This is a genomic window from Parabacteroides johnsonii DSM 18315, assembly GCF_025151045.1.
In the GTDB taxonomy this organism is placed as follows: Bacteria; Bacteroidota; Bacteroidia; order Bacteroidales; family Tannerellaceae; genus Parabacteroides; species Parabacteroides johnsonii.
Window position 1 is genome coordinate 48,446 of the sequence record NZ_CP102285.1, and the last position, 17,600, is coordinate 66,045.

Genomic DNA, 17,600 nt, shown 5'->3' on the forward strand with positions numbered 1-17,600 from the left:
TAGATGGGATGGCAATGACATTTTGATAAAACCGAAAGTCGTATTTTTGAAGAGAAATTATAATTTTGCAGGGTATATGAATAAAGAACAGAAAATGAAGAAAATTACAGGTTTATTCGTCGCAATGTTACTGTTGTTGAGCAGTTGCGGAAGTGTTCCGTTGACTGGAAGGAAGCAGGTATTGCTTGTCTCGGATCAGGAGGTGTTATCGTCCAGCCTGACCCAATATTCCGATTATATGAAATCGGCCAAGAAATCATCATCGAAAGATGGTGCCGCTATGGTGACACGTGTAGGTAAAAAGATAGCGGCAGCTACCGAACAATATTTGAAAAACAATGGATTGGAGAGTGAAATCAAGAATTTTGCCTGGGAGTTTAACTTGGTGAACGATTCGCAGGTCAACGCGTTCTGCATGCCGGGTGGTAAAATCGTTGTCTATGAGGGATTGATGCAGCTGGTCTCATCGGACGATGAATTGGCCGTCGTGGTCGGTCATGAAGTAGCGCATGCCGTAGCCAAACATAGCAACGAGCGTATGAGTCAGCAATTGATGGCGCAATACGGTGCGCAGATATTGGGACAGGCGTTAAGCAATAAATCGGCTGCCGTCCAACAGATCGGTAACTCTGTTTACGGTTTGGGTGCTCAATATGGTGTTATGTTGCCATTCTCCCGCAAACACGAATCTGAGGCTGATTATATGGGGCTGGTCTTTATGGCAATGGCTGGTTATAACCCCGAAGTCGCCGTCAATTTCTGGCAAAAAATGTCTGCCGGCAAATCCGGTTCTACCCCCGAATTTATGAGCACGCACCCCAGCGATGCCACCCGTATCAATGAGATTAAGCGACATTTGCCGGAGATAGAGAAGTACAGGGTAAAAAAGTGATCTGGTGGTAGATGTCTCGTCCTGATTTAGGTTGACCATGTCCCCAGCTTCATTTCCACAATATATTTAAGTGAAAAATAAGGATGCTACAATTTAAATTAATAGGTAAATACACAGTTATTTGCAGCGATTACTTCCACACTTTAGCTTTTCGCCCTTAGTCGAAAAGGTTTTTGACGAGTGTCGAAAGAGTTTTTGACCAAGGGCGAAAGCCCCTTCGACTAAAGGCAAAAGGTCTATGGTTGGGCTATTTGACAATAGTTCCGGTTTACTCTTCCTGGAGAAAGACCGTCTTTCCGCGCTGGCTGATCGTCCATTTGCCATCGACTAAACGTACGTTCTTCGTGTCGTCGTCCTCCATGTTCCAGGCATATCCGCCGGCAGGAAGGGCGCGGCAGTCCAGGATTTTGTTGCTGTTTTTTCTGCATTTGCCGTACCGAAAGAAAGCGTGTCCAGAAGTTTTTGGTGAACAGGACATTGAGAGTCCTGCCCACAAAGCCATTGCGGCCAAATTCAAGTTATTCATCGTCCTCTTTTTGTTTAATGCCTCGAAGGTATGAAAATAACCTTTTCCGGAGAAGGATTATCTGAAAACTTATTCGAAGTAGTACAGGAAGATCGCAACGCCTTCCAATGCTTTCTTCGGCTGGTCCTTAATTTCGATGGCAAACTTGATCTCAGCTTTGGCCACGCCGCGCAGATTCGTCAAAGTCTGTAGCTTGGCAATCAGGCGGATGCTTTGTCCGGTCAATACGGGTTGTCCGAATTTCATCTTGTCCATGCCATAATTAATCATCATCTTCAGGTTATTCACTTGGATGATCTGGTTCCAGAGGTGCGGAAGGAGTGACAGTGTCAGGTAACCGTGGGCAATTGTGCTGTGGAACGGGCTTTCCACTTTGGCGCGTTCGGGGTCCACGTGAATCCATTGGTGATCCAATGTCGCATCGGCAAAAAGATGGATGCGTTCCTGTGTCAGTTCTACATAATCTGAAATTCCTATTTGCTGGCCTACCAGCTTTTCAAAGTCTTCGTACGAGTTGATAACTACTTTTCCCATTATTCTTTTGTTTAGTGATTTATGATCTTATATGTCCGCCGTCAAGTAACCGCGATCTGTTTATACCGCCGTAACAGAGGGTTTCTGCAATTTTCGCAATAATTCTTGGAATAAACAAATATTGCAACTTAACTCTGTTTATTTTGTTGATTTTATATAGATAGAGTTAAGTTGTAATCTTATTTGAGTCTTATGGGGAAGACAAAGAAAGTCTTAGGATATACGTTGGGGATCGCAATCGTGCTGACCGCCGCTATATTCTTGCTCAATCTTCATCTGACCAAACGGCTCGAACGGTATCTTCGGAAGGAACTGATTCACCGGACGGCCGAGGCTACGGATGGCTTCTATAGGCTTTCTTTCGATAACCTCTCCATCAGTTTTTTTAAGGGTGAACTGAAGCTTGAGGGAATAAAGCTATATCCTGACCCATCGGTTTTCCGGGATTGGGAGAGAAAGGACAGCTTGCCGTCTACCTATGTGACGGCTGAGGTCGGCATGATCGATTTTAAAGGATTGAACCTTACCTGGCGTTGGAGTTACAAGCAGTTGCATTTTGATTCGTTTGAAATCAGGAAACCGGATATACAGGTGTTTGACCCTTACTATTCGACACGGGCGGAGGTGAAAGTGAGGAAGGAAGCGGAGGCCAAGACTTTGTATGAGGTAATCTCTCCTTATATTAACGTATTGACTGTCCGAGTGCTGAACTTGGAGAACGCCAGTGTCTCCTATTCCGTGGAGAATCCTGTTTCCCCGATTGTCTATGCCTTGAATGATGTCAGTTTCCATGCGTATAGTTTTCGTTTGGATGAGAATTCGTCTGAAAGCGGAAAGTTGCTCTATTGTGATAATTTTGATTTCATTACTAACCGGTCGCAGACGCTACTGACCAATAATGACTTTCGTTTGCAAACGGACCGGATTCTGCTAAGTACGGAAGATTCTATTATCTCTATCTCCAATATTACGCTTACTCCCCAAGGTGAATTGTGGGAGGAGCGGAAACAGCGGCCGGACAGCTATCTGAATGCGTTGATCAGGGCCATTGAAGTGAAAGGAATACAGTTCCGTCGTGAAAATGCGCTGAATTACCTTACGGCACGCTCGTTCGATATCATTTCTTCGGATATACAGGCCTTTAATCTGGCGGGAGAAAGCCTGCCGCCCGCTAAAAAAACGGAGAAGAAAAGCCTGAATGAGGCGGAAGAGGATTCTCTGGTCCGTTCCCTGTCTCTTTATGAATTGATTTCGCCTGTCTTGCATACGGTTTCTATCGGTACGATCGGGATCGGGCAGGCAAAGTTGCAATACTCTTTTGCAGTTAAAGACACGATCGAGGTGTATAAACTGGAGAACTTCGATTTCCGGGCGAACGATTTCCGGATAGATTCCGTATCGGAGGCCCAGCATGGGTTCTGGTATTCGCGTGCTTTCTCGTTTGAAGCGACTGGTATTGAGGGGGTGATGACGGCACGTAACCACCGGTTTACGGTGAAGCGCATGGCATTGGATACGGAAAGCGGAGATTTTAACCTGGAACAGATCCGGTTACGTCCTTTGTCAGTGCGCGGACAGAATGATTATATGGCAGGAAGTATTGATACGGTTGGAATCCGAGGTTTATTGTACGATAAGGGGATCAGCGCCCGGTTGCTGAAAATCGACCGACCGAATCTGCGTTATGTGATGGCTCCTTCCTTTAATAAGAAGGGAGTGAAGTCGGTAAAGCCGGTAAACAGCCGTGTCGACGTGGAAGCGATCCTGAATCCTTTCCTCCGTTATCTCTCTGTTAAACGGGTGAGTCTGAATCATGCGTATGTGACGGTCGATGATAAGAATAGGCCCGATCCGATTACTTATAAATTGAACGACTTTAATTTCTTTGCAACCGATATTTTGGTGAACCGGCAGACGGGGAAGGGGAGCGGCCTGTTTTTCGATTACGGAAATATGGGATTTAACTTTAGTCGGTTCGATAACTATTTGCCGGGGAAAGAATATCGCCTGTCTGTGCGGAAAGGGCAGTTTTCGACCATAAAGGGAATTTTGGAATTACAGGATATCAAACTGCTCCCACAAGATACGGCGGAGAAGAAGGCGAAGACATATATCCGGTTTTCTTCACCGAGACTTCGTATAGGCGGGCTAAAACGGATACCTGAAAGGTTGGACCGGAATATTCGGGTGGCATCGTTCCGGGTAGATTCGCCTGATGTCCGGGTGTCCAGACCGGACGGAAGCGGCGTGTCGGCTTTATTTAAAAGCTTGGCGTTGGAAGGAATTTCTTGGGATAGCACTTTGTTGAAGTTAGATTCGGTTTGCTTGGAAAGTCCTGTGGCGGATATTTATTCCAGCCATTTTCACGATACTTTATCACACCAAACAGAGGCGGGTTCGGCTGATTTTTATACAGCTTTAGGGAAAGTTGCCGGACGAATCTCCTTAGGTCGCTTTTGCCTGACGGATGCAAATATCCGTTATGCCTATTATGGGAAAAGCGATTCTTTGCAACATCAGAAGCTGGATACGACAAACCTGTTTGTTGAAGGCTTGGCTGTCGATACCCGCCTTCGTACATATAAATTGGATGATATCCGTTTCTCCACCCGTAACCTGGTGTTTCCTTTGGATAACGGTTTTTATGCACTAAAAGTAGGGGGTATTGATTTGACCGGATCGAGTGCGGTCATTGATCACATCCGTGTTATCTCTCCCTATCCTAAAATGCAGTTTGCTTATTTGCAGCCTCATCATAAGGATTGGTTTGATGTGAGTGTCGGGCAGGTTGCGCTGACAGGTATCGATTTGCCCTCTTATTTTTCGGAGAAGGTGCTTCGGATAGCTGATGTACAGGTATCGGATGCTGTATTACAAAATTTAAAGAATCAAAAAATACCGGTCCCCCGGCGTATTGTTCCGATGATCTATACCGGACTTCAGAGAGCTCCGGTTAAACTGGATTTCCAAAAGGTGAGCGTAAAGAATTTTTCCGTCGTTTACGAAGAGCTGGCAAAGAAGGGAACAGTGCCCGGAAAACTGTTTTTTACGAATATGAACGGTACGTTTACCGGTTTTACAAATATCGTCTCCCGTCCTGATCAATACATCGTTTTGAATGCTAATGGCAAATTGATGGGGAAAGGGGACTTTACGGCTACATGGAAGTTGCCGGTAGATTCATTGAACGACCGTTTCCTGTTGAATGCCCGCCTGGACAGTTTTGATCTGACGGCGTTGAATGAGTTGCTGGTCCCTCTGGCTTCGGCGGAAGTCCAAAGTGGATGGGTCCGGGAGATGGCTTTCAGTACGGAGGCTTCCAGCAAAGGAGCAACTGTGGAGATGCTTTTTCTATATAATGACTTGAAAGCCGCTTTGCTGAAAGAAAAAGATGGTGTATTAACGGATAAGAAGTTTCTGACTGGTCTGGTCAACCGTATATTAAAACAGGATAATCCGGATAAAACAAGGAAAGGTTTTAACAAACCGCGTCATTCGAGTGTTTCAATAATAAGAGATCCTTATCATTCCACTTTCAATTATTTGTGGCAGATATTAAGACCACCGTTGATTGAATCGGTCGGTGTTTCCAAAAAGAAGCAGGATGCAGCCAAAGGAGTTATGACTTTCTTTACAAAAGTGAAGAACTTCTTCCGGGGTAAAAAGAATGTTTCAGGAAAAAACGTTCCGGAGGAGGAAGGGAAGGAGGCATTATTATTAGAAGTTAAACCTGTAAATAATTAAGAATATGGATTACATTATAACTCATTATCCGGATAAGAAGCGCTTTGAAACGCAGGTGGATGGCGTGACTGCTTTTGTACAGTATCGTTTGTCTGGGGATAAACTGGATATTATCCACACGATTGTTCCTCCTGCTATCGGAGGGCGTGGAATTGCTTCTGCTTTGGTAAAATACGCTTATGATTATGCAATCGAGAATGGCATGAAACCGTTGGCGACCTGTAGCTATGCGGTCACTTGGTTACATCGGCATCCCGATTACGCCGGATAAGGTGTTCAGTCTTTGACCTCTATTCCCAGTATTCGTGCCAGCTCCAGAGCCTGTAAAGAGGAAACGGAAGCTCCTCTCAATTCGCTATTGGCAAGGTTTGTGATGCGGATGCCAGATATTTCAGAGTTCGACAGATCGATACCTTTCAGGGATGTGTGGTAAAACTCTGCTTCCATCAGGTTGCAGGCGTCGAATGAGACATTCGTCAGTTGGCAACCTTCTATTCCGGCTCCCTGTAGGTTGGACCAGGTAAATTGTATATGTCGCATTTTACTCATTGATAGATTCATGTATTCTCCCCGGCACTCTTCGAAAGTGATATGATTGAATATCCCGTCCGCCATATTAGTTCCCATTAACTTACAACCGATAAATTCTACCCGGTGAAATCCGCAACCTGTTAGGTTTATATTCGACAAATCGCAGTTTTTGAACACAACATCGCTGAATTGAGATTTTCGTATATTGCATGCCCCGAAGCTGCAATTGGAGAAAACACAGGATTGCACTGAAAGATTACCTTTCTTTACCCCTTCTATACGCAGGCTTTTAAAGGAATATCCGGTTAGATCCTCATCGTTCTTTTCTAACATTATCTGTATATTTGTGCTTTCATGAAGGGTATTCGACAAGCGGGGTTGTGTAATTTTCATATACTGTCTGTTTTATAAATGAGAAAGTGAATGTATATATTTTATCCGTATAAATACAAAAACGAGGACATATCTTTTGATATATCCTCGTTTTTGTAGTCGGGATGAGAAGACTCGAACTTCCGACCTCCACGTCCCGAACGTGGCGCGCTAGCCAACTGTGCTACATCCCGTTTTTGATTACGGCTGCAAAGGTACAACTAATTTTTAAACTGCAAATAGTTTTGCTGTTTTTTTTCATGTGAAACGTGATTTTTTTCTATATCTTCCTTAAAATGCATTTTATTTGAATATTTTTCATTGAAATGTTTGGAGTGTAACAAATAATGTTTACCTTTGCACCCGTTAAACAAAACAACGGTGCCATAGCTCAGTTGGTAGAGCAAAGGACTGAAAATCCTTGTGTCCCCGGTTCGATTCCTGGTGGCACCACTTTTACAAAACGAAAAATCATGAAAACCGCTGAAATACAGTTATTTCAGCGGTTTTTTCTTTATGTACTGTCCGCAAAAATATGCAATTTGGTGCAATAAAAAATTGCTGATTCGGTGGCTTTTTTTGAGTCCCATGAAAAAACCACCGATATGTACCATACTTCACTTATTATCAACGATTTGCGTGAATCATTTTCAGGGATGAAATTCTACATTTGCATACCTTACTGAATGACGGATGAAACACAACGTCTGCTACAGGCATTCATATCAGACAATAATGATTGTACCTACAGGCAGATAATAGTAAGAGAAACAAAAAACGGTGGTTTTTTAGATCCGGCAATAATAAAAGCCACCGAATTTAACATTTCTCTCCAGCCATCCACTCAATTCAGGATTGACGAAATAACCGAATGTGCAACTTCAAAAAGAAAATGATCATGAAACAAGGAACAATGAACATTCTATTTTTCGTTCTGAAAACAAAACTGCTGAAAAATGGCGAGGCTCCAATCCTAATGAGGATTACCATAAACGGGCAATATGAAGAAATAAGAATACAGAGAAGCGTTCCATTAAAGAACTGGAATCCGGCCAAGGGATGCAGCAAAGGAAAAGACAGGGCTTCCATCGAATTGAACAACTATATTTCCGCCCTCACTACACGCGCATACGAAAAGCACAAGGAACTGACCTTTGAATCGGCACTGATAACCCCAAAGGTGATTTTAAAGCGTGTGTTCGGAAAGGATGAGACTGTCCGGACGTTGCTTGGAACAGTCAAAGAAGAAATTTCCTCTATGGAAAAGGTTGTTGACATAGACTATTCTCCCGTCACCATCAACCGTTATAAGAATGTGCTCAGAAAACTTGAAACGTTTGTGCCGCGCTTTTATGAGAAGGATGATATTACATTCCATGAACTTTCCCCTGATTTCATCAAGGCTTTTGATGTTTTCCTGAAGACAGAAGCCGGACTGTGCCGCAACACAATAGTCCGCTACATGAAATGCCTGAAGAAAATCACCAATATGGCAATAGCCAAAGAATGGATGCGGAAAGACCCGTTTTACGGATATAAGATGGAACAGGACGAGACTGATCCGGTATTCCTGACAAACAACGAGCTTCAGGCTATAATGAACAGAAATTTCGATATTCCGAGGCTGGAGCTTGTCAAGGACATCTTTTTGTTTGCGTGCTTCACCGGTCTGGCGTTCGCTGATGTATCCACATTAAAACCGGAACATCTGGAACAGGACAATAACGGTGACTGGTGGATAAGAAAAGGACGTGTAAAACTGGAGAGAAGAAGAAAGTCAAGTTCCATAGCCAATATTCCGCTTCTTCCTGTTCCATTGGCAATACTGAAGAAATACGAATCACACCCGATATGTCTTAAACAAGGGACTTGCCTTCCTGTTGTCTGCAATCAGAAGGCAAACAGCTACCTGAAGGAAATTGCGGACTTCTGCGGCATCAAAAAGAATCTGACCACACATGCAGCCCGACATACGTTTGCTACGACCGTCACATTGGCCAACAACGTTCCATTACAGGAGGTGTCTGCCATGCTCGGACATGCATCCACAAGAATGACACAACATTATGCAAGAGTCATGGACAAGAACCTAAAGGACAACATGAATATAGTAAGGAGCAAGATGGGATTATAAATAATACTCCTTATTATATATACCATTATTTCATTTCTTACAGCAAATATAGCCCTTTGCCACTGACTGTGCAAGGCGGCCCTGTCGGGCTGGTTGGCTGGAAAAAAATCATCCTCGCTTCGCTCCGGTATTTTTTTCCGCCAAGCCTTGCACCGGTCATTGGCAAAGAACAGCCGGGCCAGTAAGAAATTGAAATACTGGCTCCACGGAGCCGGTCATGTCTAATTTAAATAAAAGAATATGACTGAAGAAGTTGGAAAGAAGGTATGTGAAGGTACAGTAGCAGACCTCATGAAGGACAAGACCGGAAAACAGACGGTTGTCACGTTGACAAGAAAGAATGCTTACCGAGTGAAGAAAATCAGAGAACAAGGGACGGATGACGAAGCCGTCCTTTTTCATTTCCGTAAACGCTGTACGGGAATGGGCTCCTATGTACACACCATTGAAACGGCAGACGGGGAAACAGAACTGCACCCGTCTGAATTTGAAAAATGGGAAGCTGTGGAATTTCTGTATCCCGGCTATCTGGAAGACCTGTTTGATGCTGCATACAACGCGTACAGATGGAGTTCCTTCGAACCTGAAGCAAGGGCGGAAACAGACATCATGCAATATGAAAAACAACTTGTAGAGGATCTGAAACAGATTCCGGAAGAAAAGCAGAACGAGTATGTCAGTACATACCATAGCAAGTTCTCCGCCCTGTTGGGCAGTCTCTCACGATGTGCCAGTCCGATGGTGACAGGGCCTGCCAAATTCAACTGCCAGCGCAACAACAAGGCCTTGGATGCATACCAGAACAGATTTGATGAATTTCATGACTGGCGTAACCGCTTCAAGGCAGCCATGGAAAGGATGAAAGAGGCTGCCAAACCGGAAGAACAGAAGCAGGAAGAGGCATGGAACCGCCTGAAGCGTGACATTGCAAGCAGCGCACAGACCATTCATGATATTGATACCGGTAAAGCAAGAGGATACAGCCGTACCTTGTTTGTCAGCAGTATCCTTAATAAAGTAAGCACCTATGCAGGAAAAGGAGAAGTGGAAATCGTACAGAAAGCGGTAGACTTCATTACAGACTTCAATGCGCAATGCAAGAAACCGGTTATCACTCCGCGGAACCGTTTCTTCCAACTGCCGGAAATGGCACGCCAGGCTAGACTGAAACTTCAGGAAATCAGAGAACGGGAAAACCGTGAACTGAAATTTGAAGGCGGAACGCTGGTATGGAACTATGAGGCAGACCGCCTGCAAATCCAGTTTGACAATATTCCGGATGACCAGAGGCGCAAGGAACTGAAATCATACGGTTTCAAATGGTCGCCGAGATACCAGGCATGGCAACGGCAACTTACACAGAATGCCGTATATGCAGTCAAAAGAGTGTTGAACCTTCAAAACCTATAAGACATGAAAGACCGATTGAAATATGTAATCGATTCCCGCTACTTCAACGGGACATGCCTGACAAGTATGAGTGACGGATTCCACAATGACTATGGTGGGGAAACAATCGAAGAACTGCGCATACGGGAAAACAATCCCTATCTGAAAGCCGTAACACCTTCTGATATAGACAAGAAGCTGCGGCTTTACCATAAGTCCCTGTCCGAACCGTTCAAGGAAATCACCGAAGAAGACTACTATGACCTGCTGGATGTACTGCCACCCTTGCGCATGAGACAAAACTCGTTCTTTGTGGGAGAACCGTATTACGGAAATATGTACTCTTTCTGCTTTACCCGTCAAGGAAGATATTTCAAGGGCCTACGTTCCATACTTACTCCGCAATCCGAACTGGACAGTCAGATAGACCGTCACATGGAAATCATCAACCGGAAAGCCGTGATCTCAAAAGAGGAAACAAGCAAAATGGTCACAACCGGAACCAGACTCATTCCCTATTATTTTTCACTGGACGGAAAACAGTCCGTATTCATCTGCAACCTTGTCATCCAATCAGATTCCAGACAAGCAAGGACGGACATGGCGAATACCCTGAAAAGTCTTCGCCGGAACCATTATCAGTTCTATAAAGGAAAAGGGCATTACGAAACTCCGGACGAACTGATAGACCATGTATCAGGAAAGAAGTTCACCCTTGTTTCTGACGGACATTTCTTTCAATATCCTCCCGGCAGGGAATCCGCAACTTTCATCGGACACATCAAGGAGACATCAGAGGAATTTCTTTTCCGGATCTATGACCGTGAATATTTCCTGTATCTCCTTAAAAGACTGAGGACCGTGAAAAAGGAATCGGCACAGGGACAAATAAATATCAAATCATAATATTCGGGGAATGCGGTAGAATGACTGCCGTATTCCCTCATAAAAAAAATACAAGTATGAACAAATCGAACACTCTATACTGGAAAACAGCCACAGATCCGGCTGAGTGCATTGAGGTCAGACTCGTCCTGAACAGTTATATCGACAATGACAATCTGTATGTAGGACTTGAATCCCGGTCTAAGGAGAATCCGGAATGCTGGGAATCCTACACGGACATCACCGTCAACCTCAATTCCCTTCCCCCGTTCCATGCCTATGTGGACAACCGGGACTGCAACAGACACGTACATGATTTCCTGACCAGTAACAGAATAGCGGAGCCTGCCGGATTTGAATATCAGGGATTCAGAATGTTTCGCTTCAATCCTGACAGGTTGAAGGAACTCGCACCCGAACAGTTCAAGACAATCAGCGCCAAACTGCCACCACAGGATGACATGATAAAGGACATCATCTATCAGGAAAGACGTTTCCCTTTGAGAACTGTTCAAGACATTCACGGAATATATCTTGTTTCAAGCAAGGAACTGGAAGAATCTCTGATCGAAGGAGTACGGAACCTGGATGCTGCGGCATATGAACTGCTGGATGGCATCTGCCTGTTCTGCTCCACACAGGAACTGCGCTATCTTACGGATGCAGAACTGATAGAAACAATCTACGCACAATAAAAAGGAGGAACAAATATGAAAACCGGAGACATTGTATTTCTGAAACGTCCCTATAAGGGATACCGTGCCGTCGAACTGATGGAAAGACTGGAATGCCGCTGGCTGGTCAGGATTGTCGAGAGCGGTCTTGAACTGGAGGTATATGAAGATGAACTTATATCAGAATTTTAATACGGATAAAGTGTTATGGAAAAATATCAGTTTGCATTCCATTCGGAAATAATCGGCTATACCTCACCCCATATCGGCGAGGTCAGAAAAGCTATACACAGAAAAGTGGAAAAGGAAAAGTCTGCCGCCATAAAGAATGATATTGAGCTGCACATGTATAAGGTGCATGACGGCATACCGGTTCTCCTTAACACCTGCTACCTGTATGATGAAAAAGGATGTATGGTACACGGAAGTATCAAGGGAACCAAGGATTATCTGTTTGAGGCATGGAGATACCATACAAACAAACATTCCAAAGGTTTCAGTTCCACAAGAATCAGGCCCTGCACGACAAGCAGGGCTTTTTCGTTTGTATAACTCTTAAAATCAGGAATCATGAACCAGACATTACAACTTACAGACTATATTCCACAGTATGTAAGCCTCTACTACGTGGACTACCGGGATGATCTTGATGAGCATGAAGACATCCAGGAGGAATGTATCCGTTCCAACAATATGGAAAAACTCTATGAAAAGGCATACGAATGGTATGAGGAACAGGAAAGCTCAAACATGCACGACTATCTGGAGGAGACAAGAAAGAATATGGAAACGGACAATTTAGCCGGAGAGTTTGAAGAGCATGAAGATGAAATCAGGGAACTTATCTACGACCGGAACGATTCCGACCCGGTAAAGGATCTGATACGCAACTCATCCGTCACTAATTTCTTCTATTCGCTCGGAGTGGAAATCAGCGGATATCTGACCGGTTGTTCACTGCGGGGAGAATCAGTCGCCATGGCCTGCCATAAGGTACGCCGCGCACTGCATCTGAAAAAGGGGCAGTTTGACGAGAAGATTGAAGAACTGGTAGAGAATGCCACATACGGCGGAGAACTGCGCATCTACTTCAACGCCATGTTTGACAGGCTCATCAGCAAAGACCCTGAGAACGATTTCAAAAGCATCCGTTTCCACGGGAATGTAATGGTGGCCATTGCCGACAGCCGGAACGGTTCCGGACATCATGTACGGATTCCGCTGGACATCACTTTCCCTTTCCGAAGGGAGAACCTGTTTGTCGATTCACAGGTACACTATTCCTATGCCAATGAAGTCTGCGGCATGACCAATGACTGGTGTGATTCCACAAAATGGGAAACGGGCATGATACCTTTTACCGGATCTGTCCGAAAAAGCCGGATGGCTGAATACAAGAAACAGGAAGCCGCTTATGAGCAGACATTCCGAGACGGGAAATGCACCTTCGGTGACATGAACTACAAACGCCACCGTGACGTGCGGTATTCGAATGAATATCCTGCCGGATGCAGGTGCCCTCATTGCGGTACTTTCTGGATTGACTGAAAAAACATTTACCAACCAATAAATTCAAACGATATGAAAATCTGCTGTTCACAAGAGCATTACGACAAGGTCGTACAGTATGCAAAATCAATCAATGACAAGACACTGGAAAACTGTCTTGAACGTCTCAAACAATGGGAGAAGAACGAGAACCGTCCATGCGAAATCGAACTCTATTACGACCATGCGCCGTATTCGTTCGGATTCTGCGAACGTTATCCGGACGGAAATACAGGCATTGTCGGAGGACTGCTGTATCATGGAAATCCGGACGAGTCCTTTGCCGTCACCATGGAACGTTTCCACGGATGGAGCATACATACCTGACATATATGCGACAGTCTGTATTGGGGAGCCTCATGCAATATGGGGTTCCCTTTTTTTATGCCGCAGACATGATGACAGCATCCTCATTTCTTGCTGCAAAAATAGCTGTTTGCCGCGCAACTCCCGCAAGGCGGCCCTGCCGGGCTGGTTGTCTGGAAAAAAATCATCCTCGCTTCGCTCCGGTATTTTTTTCCGCCAAGCCTTGCAGGGATGCGGGCAAACAGACAACAGGGACAACAAGAAATAAGAATGCCTGTACCTTACAGGCAGACAATGTATAACAATAAATATCAGAAGTCATGATTACAGACCAGAAGACACAGAACAGGCTTCACGCGGATACCGGAACAGAACTGTTCTCCATCAGACAAAGGAAGGAAGCCGTCACAAGGATGCTGGACATTCTGAAAGAAACTCCGGAATACCTGCAGGTTATGAACCATATACCGGCTTATGCCATGGATGACGATACGTCAGAATGGTGGAATTCGGAAGAATCGGAAAATTTCATGAACTCACTCCTGGAAGTGATGGAAAGCTATACTCCGGACGGATACAGGTTCGGACCGAAATCCGGCACGACTGACCTTTACGGCTACTGGGAAAGCAAGACCGGACGGACAACCCTCTTCCATCTGCTTTTCAGTCTGGAAAGCGGATATGAATGGGGAAAAGGTCTTTCCCATGAGAAAACGGACGCATTCTACAAGGAAATAAAAGAGAAATTTCATGGAGAGGGATTCGACACGGACAGAACAGGCTGTACATCACAGGCCATGTATCTTGTAAAAGGAAAGACACGCCTGTACGTGCATCCGATGGAAATAAGCGGCTACTGTGAAACACTGCATATTCCACAGATTACAGCCATACTGAAAAAAGGAGGCCGTACATTCCGTCTCGTAAAGGATACGATAGCGGAAGAGGTGTATTCCTTCACCGATGAAGAAGAAATGGAATATTACCGTGCCAGATACGAAACGTGCATCCACAGGAATATACTGGATGCCTTCAATAACCGCCAGGCAGGGAAAGAAGACATACTTTCCATGATGGCATCACGGATAAATGTGGCGACGACATCACATCTGCACGGTATCGGATATGATTCACCGGCATACAGGTTCGTGCATGAGGCATACGACAGACTGGTAAACAACGGAAAGCTGAAGGAGAATATCAGGAAGACAGGTTGCTGCAACATCATAATGGCCATTTCAAATACCAACGCAATATGAGACTGAATTACAATGACATACTGCTTCTGGCAATATGGGAATACAACAGAAGACAGGACGAGGATCTGACCCTGGAACTGTTTCAGGAAACATTCGGACAGGTTCCCGGCGCACATTTCCATGACAAATGGGTGCATTATTACAACAAGAACCTGCTGATGATGGCCGCCTATTTCAGGGGTGAGGAAGAAAACGGCCAGAAATTCTGTGATATGATCACCCGACAGGTTGAACGCTATACACAAAACAGGAGGAGAACAGGATGAATACAAAGATACGATATGACCTTGACAGTCTTGAACTGGCAAACGGTGACTTCGGGTATCCCATTACAGAAAAGGAAGTACGGAAAGTGAACCGTATGCTGGAACTGATGGAGAATGTCCGAAACAGGCAGATGTGCCCGACAGAAGGAGACTGCGTGGAATTTGTCTCACGTTCTGGTGACTATTTCGGAAAAGCTCATATAGAACGGATAACAGGAAAATATGCGGATATATGCCTGATACCGGAAACGGTATTCTGTTTCGATGACATGGGAAAAGCCGCCTATGATACCACCGGAAGTCCCTGGACGCAGGTCAATATCCGGAACATGAAACCCGCAGGTACTGAAATCCGCATATTCAGGACATGGGGATTCGGGAAGCGCAGCAGTACGGGCAGTCTAAGGTTCGAAGCTCCGGTCAGGAAATGGGAATGCAGAGAACCGAATCCGTTGTATGACGGTTACACCACCCGTAACTGGTTCCGCTATCATATCATGAAACACCGGGACAGGGAAAGGACAGGCGAATACACCTTCCGCAGCGATTCATTCACGCTGTACAGCCGGAGCGAGCTGGACGAGCTGGCCGCAATCCTGAAAGGCAGACTCTACAAGGGAATCCTGCCTGACTCTCTTGTACTTTGGGGATACCGCATGGACATTAAGGAAATATCACGTGAGCAGTGGAACGGTATGGGACAGCACGGACAAATCCGCATGAAATTCATGGGATACGGTCCGGTCAGAATCCACACGGACAATGAAAACCATACCGTAACAGTATACAGAATCAACGACAGTCTATAACCAATTATAAAATAAAGGAATATGGCACGATATGAAATCTCCAACGAAGTCAGGCCGCTCGACAGGCTCATCACAGACTTTGCCTCCTCATGCGGCTATGAAATACAGACCGTATTCAACGACCTGCTGCGTTTCATCATCCACGGCTTCTCTCCTGGAGCACCGCCAATAAGTAACTGGAAATACAAGCGTCAGCAAAACGCCTCGTTCATGGAAATGACAGCCGAATGGACACGTATCATGCAGAAACAAATCGGCAGGTCGGGCTGGTTCGACGCTTTCGGTGAACTCCACATGGCCTACTGCTCAAAACCGGGACAACAGGCAAACGGACAGTTCTTCACGCCGTCACATATCTGTGAACTCATGGTCATGTGCGCGGCAGGTAAAAAAGAGACCGGACAGAGGATGGGAGACCCTACATGCGGCAGCGGAAGGCTCTTGCTGGCATACCATGCGCACAATCCGGGAAACTATCTGGTCGGAGAAGACATCAGCCGGACCTGCTGCATGATGACCGTATGCAACATGCTCGTCCACGGATGTGTCGGGGAAGTGATCTGTCATGACAGTCTCCAGCCGAAGGCATTCACCGACGGATGGAAAGTCAACCAGGCTCTGCCCTTGACGGGAATACCTTCTATAAGACGCATGAAGGAAGAGGAATACAGGAATCCTCTTCCGGAAAATATCGGACGCTTCAAAGAGGCAGTCCGTATCATCAACCTATTGGACAAATAATTACCAACCATTTAAAAAATATAATTATGGAAGCTTTAGCAACATTGAACAATCAGAGACAGTTTGATTTCCAGAACAACGGAATCGAAGTAATGGACCTTGAAACACTACAGCGTACCTACAAGGAGAACGACATCTACGGCAATCCGGTCAGGGGTATCTACCACTACCAGGTCATCCAGCGTATGACGGACATCTGCCGCCGTCACAACCTGAACTACGAGGTGGAGGAAATCTTCGCCGCCCAGAACAAGAACCGGACACAGCCCGGAGTGGTCATCCTGCCGCAGGTGGAACAGACCTATGGAGAGAAGGCGGTAGAGGCACATGTACTGCGCAGAATATTCACCACCATCCGTATTCTGAACGGAGATACCGATGAACTGACAACCACACTCGTGGTAGCCTACCATCAGGACGGTATCCAGGCGGCAATAGGTCCCTGTGTACGTATCTGCCACAACCAGTGTATCCTTTCACCCGAACGAAGCGTTGCCAACTACGGCAAGGACAAGGTGACTACCGAGGAGCTGTTCGGGAAGGTGGATGACTGGATGCGGAATTTTGAGCGTGACATGGATGCGGACAGAAGCCGAATCCAAAGGCTAAAGGAAAAGGTACTGACACCCGGTGAGTTGTACATGATCATAGGTATGCTGACGGCTCTGCGTGTATCCCATGACAGCGCAGACAAGAGACTGGCATCACAGGTGGACACCTATCCGCTCAACCAGGGACAGATTTCCGTGTTTACGGAAGAACTGCTCAAACTCTCACTTGAACAGCCACGCATTACAGCGTGGGATGTCTACAATGTAGCGACAGAAATCTACAAGCCTGGAAAGACTGATTTTCCTGCCATGATTCCACAAAATGGAGCAATGGCCGATTTCCTGCTTTCATATAACCAGAATTAGAATCTGAAACCGAAGACAACAGGCCCGGTTCCGTCACCAGCGGAATCGGGCTTTGTATTTTATTAACTGTAAT

At 45.5% G+C, this 17,600-nt stretch carries 19 protein-coding genes and 2 tRNA genes; 17 read left to right on the plus strand and 4 right to left on the minus strand.

The window, feature by feature from the left end:
* Nucleotides 1-94 precede the first annotated feature (94 nt).
* Nucleotides 95-892, plus strand: coding sequence for a M48 family metallopeptidase (locus NQ564_RS00195; protein ID WP_036607361.1), 798 nt, complete (start codon nt 95-97; stop codon nt 890-892).
* Between the two features lie 268 nt (nt 893-1,160).
* On the opposite strand, the gene NQ564_RS00200 is transcribed toward NQ564_RS00195, so the two are convergent.
* A complete protein-coding gene (locus tag NQ564_RS00200; protein WP_039848346.1) occupies nt 1,161-1,418 on the minus strand; it encodes a hypothetical protein in 258 nt (85 codons plus the stop codon).
* 69 nt (nt 1,419-1,487) lie between these two features.
* Nucleotides 1,488-1,952, minus strand: coding sequence for a MaoC family dehydratase (locus NQ564_RS00205; protein ID WP_008152311.1), 465 nt, complete (start codon nt 1,950-1,952; stop codon nt 1,488-1,490).
* A 192-nt stretch (nt 1,953-2,144) separates the two neighbouring features.
* Between NQ564_RS00205 and NQ564_RS00210 the strand changes: the two genes are divergently transcribed.
* Both NQ564_RS00210 and NQ564_RS00215 read left to right on the plus strand, forming a co-directional pair.
* Nucleotides 2,145-5,696 carry a hypothetical protein gene (locus NQ564_RS00210; RefSeq protein WP_008152309.1) on the plus strand — a complete coding sequence of 1,184 codons (3,552 nt, stop codon included), beginning with the start codon at nt 2,145-2,147 and terminating at the stop codon, nt 5,694-5,696.
* Nucleotides 5,697-5,700: 4 nt separating this feature from the next.
* Nucleotides 5,701-5,967 carry a GNAT family N-acetyltransferase gene (locus NQ564_RS00215; protein WP_008152307.1) on the plus strand — a complete coding sequence of 89 codons (267 nt, stop codon included), beginning with the start codon at nt 5,701-5,703 and terminating at the stop codon, nt 5,965-5,967.
* Between the two features lie 5 nt (nt 5,968-5,972).
* On the opposite strand, the gene NQ564_RS00220 is transcribed toward NQ564_RS00215, so the two are convergent.
* The gene (locus NQ564_RS00220; protein WP_008152304.1) at nt 5,973-6,620 is read right to left on the minus strand and encodes a pentapeptide repeat-containing protein; all 648 of its coding nucleotides are present in this window, start codon (nt 6,618-6,620) and stop codon (nt 5,973-5,975) included.
* Between the two features lie 99 nt (nt 6,621-6,719).
* Nucleotides 6,720-6,793, minus strand: a tRNA-Pro gene (locus tag NQ564_RS00225).
* A gap of 186 nt (nt 6,794-6,979) precedes the next feature.
* Here NQ564_RS00225 and NQ564_RS00230 point away from each other — a divergent pair.
* From NQ564_RS00230 to NQ564_RS00295, 14 genes are all read left to right on the plus strand, one after another.
* Nucleotides 6,980-7,052, plus strand: a tRNA-Phe gene (locus NQ564_RS00230).
* Nucleotides 7,053-7,497: 445 nt separating this feature from the next.
* Nucleotides 7,498-8,733, plus strand: coding sequence for a site-specific integrase (locus NQ564_RS00235; protein ID WP_086004358.1), 1,236 nt, complete (start codon nt 7,498-7,500; stop codon nt 8,731-8,733).
* Between the two features lie 240 nt (nt 8,734-8,973).
* Nucleotides 8,974-10,143, plus strand: a complete 1,170-nt coding sequence (locus NQ564_RS00240; RefSeq protein ID WP_008152298.1) for a hypothetical protein — start codon at nt 8,974-8,976, stop codon at nt 10,141-10,143.
* 3 nt (nt 10,144-10,146) lie between these two features.
* Nucleotides 10,147-11,028 carry a hypothetical protein gene (locus NQ564_RS00245; protein WP_039848345.1) on the plus strand — a complete coding sequence of 294 codons (882 nt, stop codon included), beginning with the start codon at nt 10,147-10,149 and terminating at the stop codon, nt 11,026-11,028.
* 56 nt (nt 11,029-11,084) lie between these two features.
* Complete coding sequence (locus NQ564_RS00250) at nt 11,085-11,702, plus strand: DUF4313 domain-containing protein (protein ID WP_227963196.1); 618 nt, start codon at nt 11,085-11,087, stop codon at nt 11,700-11,702.
* A 15-nt stretch (nt 11,703-11,717) separates the two neighbouring features.
* On the plus strand, nt 11,718-11,873 hold the full coding sequence (locus NQ564_RS00255; RefSeq protein ID WP_008152292.1) for a hypothetical protein: 156 nt from the start codon (nt 11,718-11,720) through the stop codon (nt 11,871-11,873).
* A 15-nt stretch (nt 11,874-11,888) separates the two neighbouring features.
* Nucleotides 11,889-12,233, plus strand: coding sequence for a hypothetical protein (locus NQ564_RS00260; RefSeq protein WP_008152291.1), 345 nt, complete (start codon nt 11,889-11,891; stop codon nt 12,231-12,233).
* A gap of 18 nt (nt 12,234-12,251) precedes the next feature.
* Complete coding sequence (locus NQ564_RS00265) at nt 12,252-13,229, plus strand: hypothetical protein (protein WP_009121406.1); 978 nt, start codon at nt 12,252-12,254, stop codon at nt 13,227-13,229.
* A 33-nt stretch (nt 13,230-13,262) separates the two neighbouring features.
* Complete coding sequence (locus NQ564_RS00270; protein WP_004326290.1) at nt 13,263-13,556, plus strand: DUF4120 family protein; 294 nt, start codon at nt 13,263-13,265, stop codon at nt 13,554-13,556.
* Nucleotides 13,557-13,855: 299 nt separating this feature from the next.
* Nucleotides 13,856-14,794 (plus strand): hypothetical protein, encoded by a 939-nt coding sequence (locus NQ564_RS00275; RefSeq protein ID WP_008152282.1) that lies wholly within the window; start codon nt 13,856-13,858, stop codon nt 14,792-14,794.
* A complete protein-coding gene (locus tag NQ564_RS00280; RefSeq protein ID WP_004294953.1) occupies nt 14,791-15,060 on the plus strand; it encodes a hypothetical protein in 270 nt (89 codons plus the stop codon). Before NQ564_RS00275 ends, NQ564_RS00280 begins: the two co-directional genes overlap by 4 nt.
* Entirely contained in the window at nt 15,057-15,869 is an 813-nt protein-coding gene (locus tag NQ564_RS00285; protein WP_008152281.1) for a DUF4121 family protein, read from the plus strand. The genes NQ564_RS00280 and NQ564_RS00285 overlap by 4 nt, the downstream gene beginning before the upstream one ends.
* Before the next feature lie 21 nt (nt 15,870-15,890).
* Complete coding sequence (locus NQ564_RS00290) at nt 15,891-16,610, plus strand: N-6 DNA methylase (protein ID WP_008152278.1); 720 nt, start codon at nt 15,891-15,893, stop codon at nt 16,608-16,610.
* Nucleotides 16,611-16,636: 26 nt separating this feature from the next.
* Entirely contained in the window at nt 16,637-17,527 is an 891-nt protein-coding gene (locus NQ564_RS00295) for a hypothetical protein (RefSeq protein WP_004326295.1), read from the plus strand.
* The last annotated feature ends 73 nt before the right edge of the window (nt 17,528-17,600 follow it).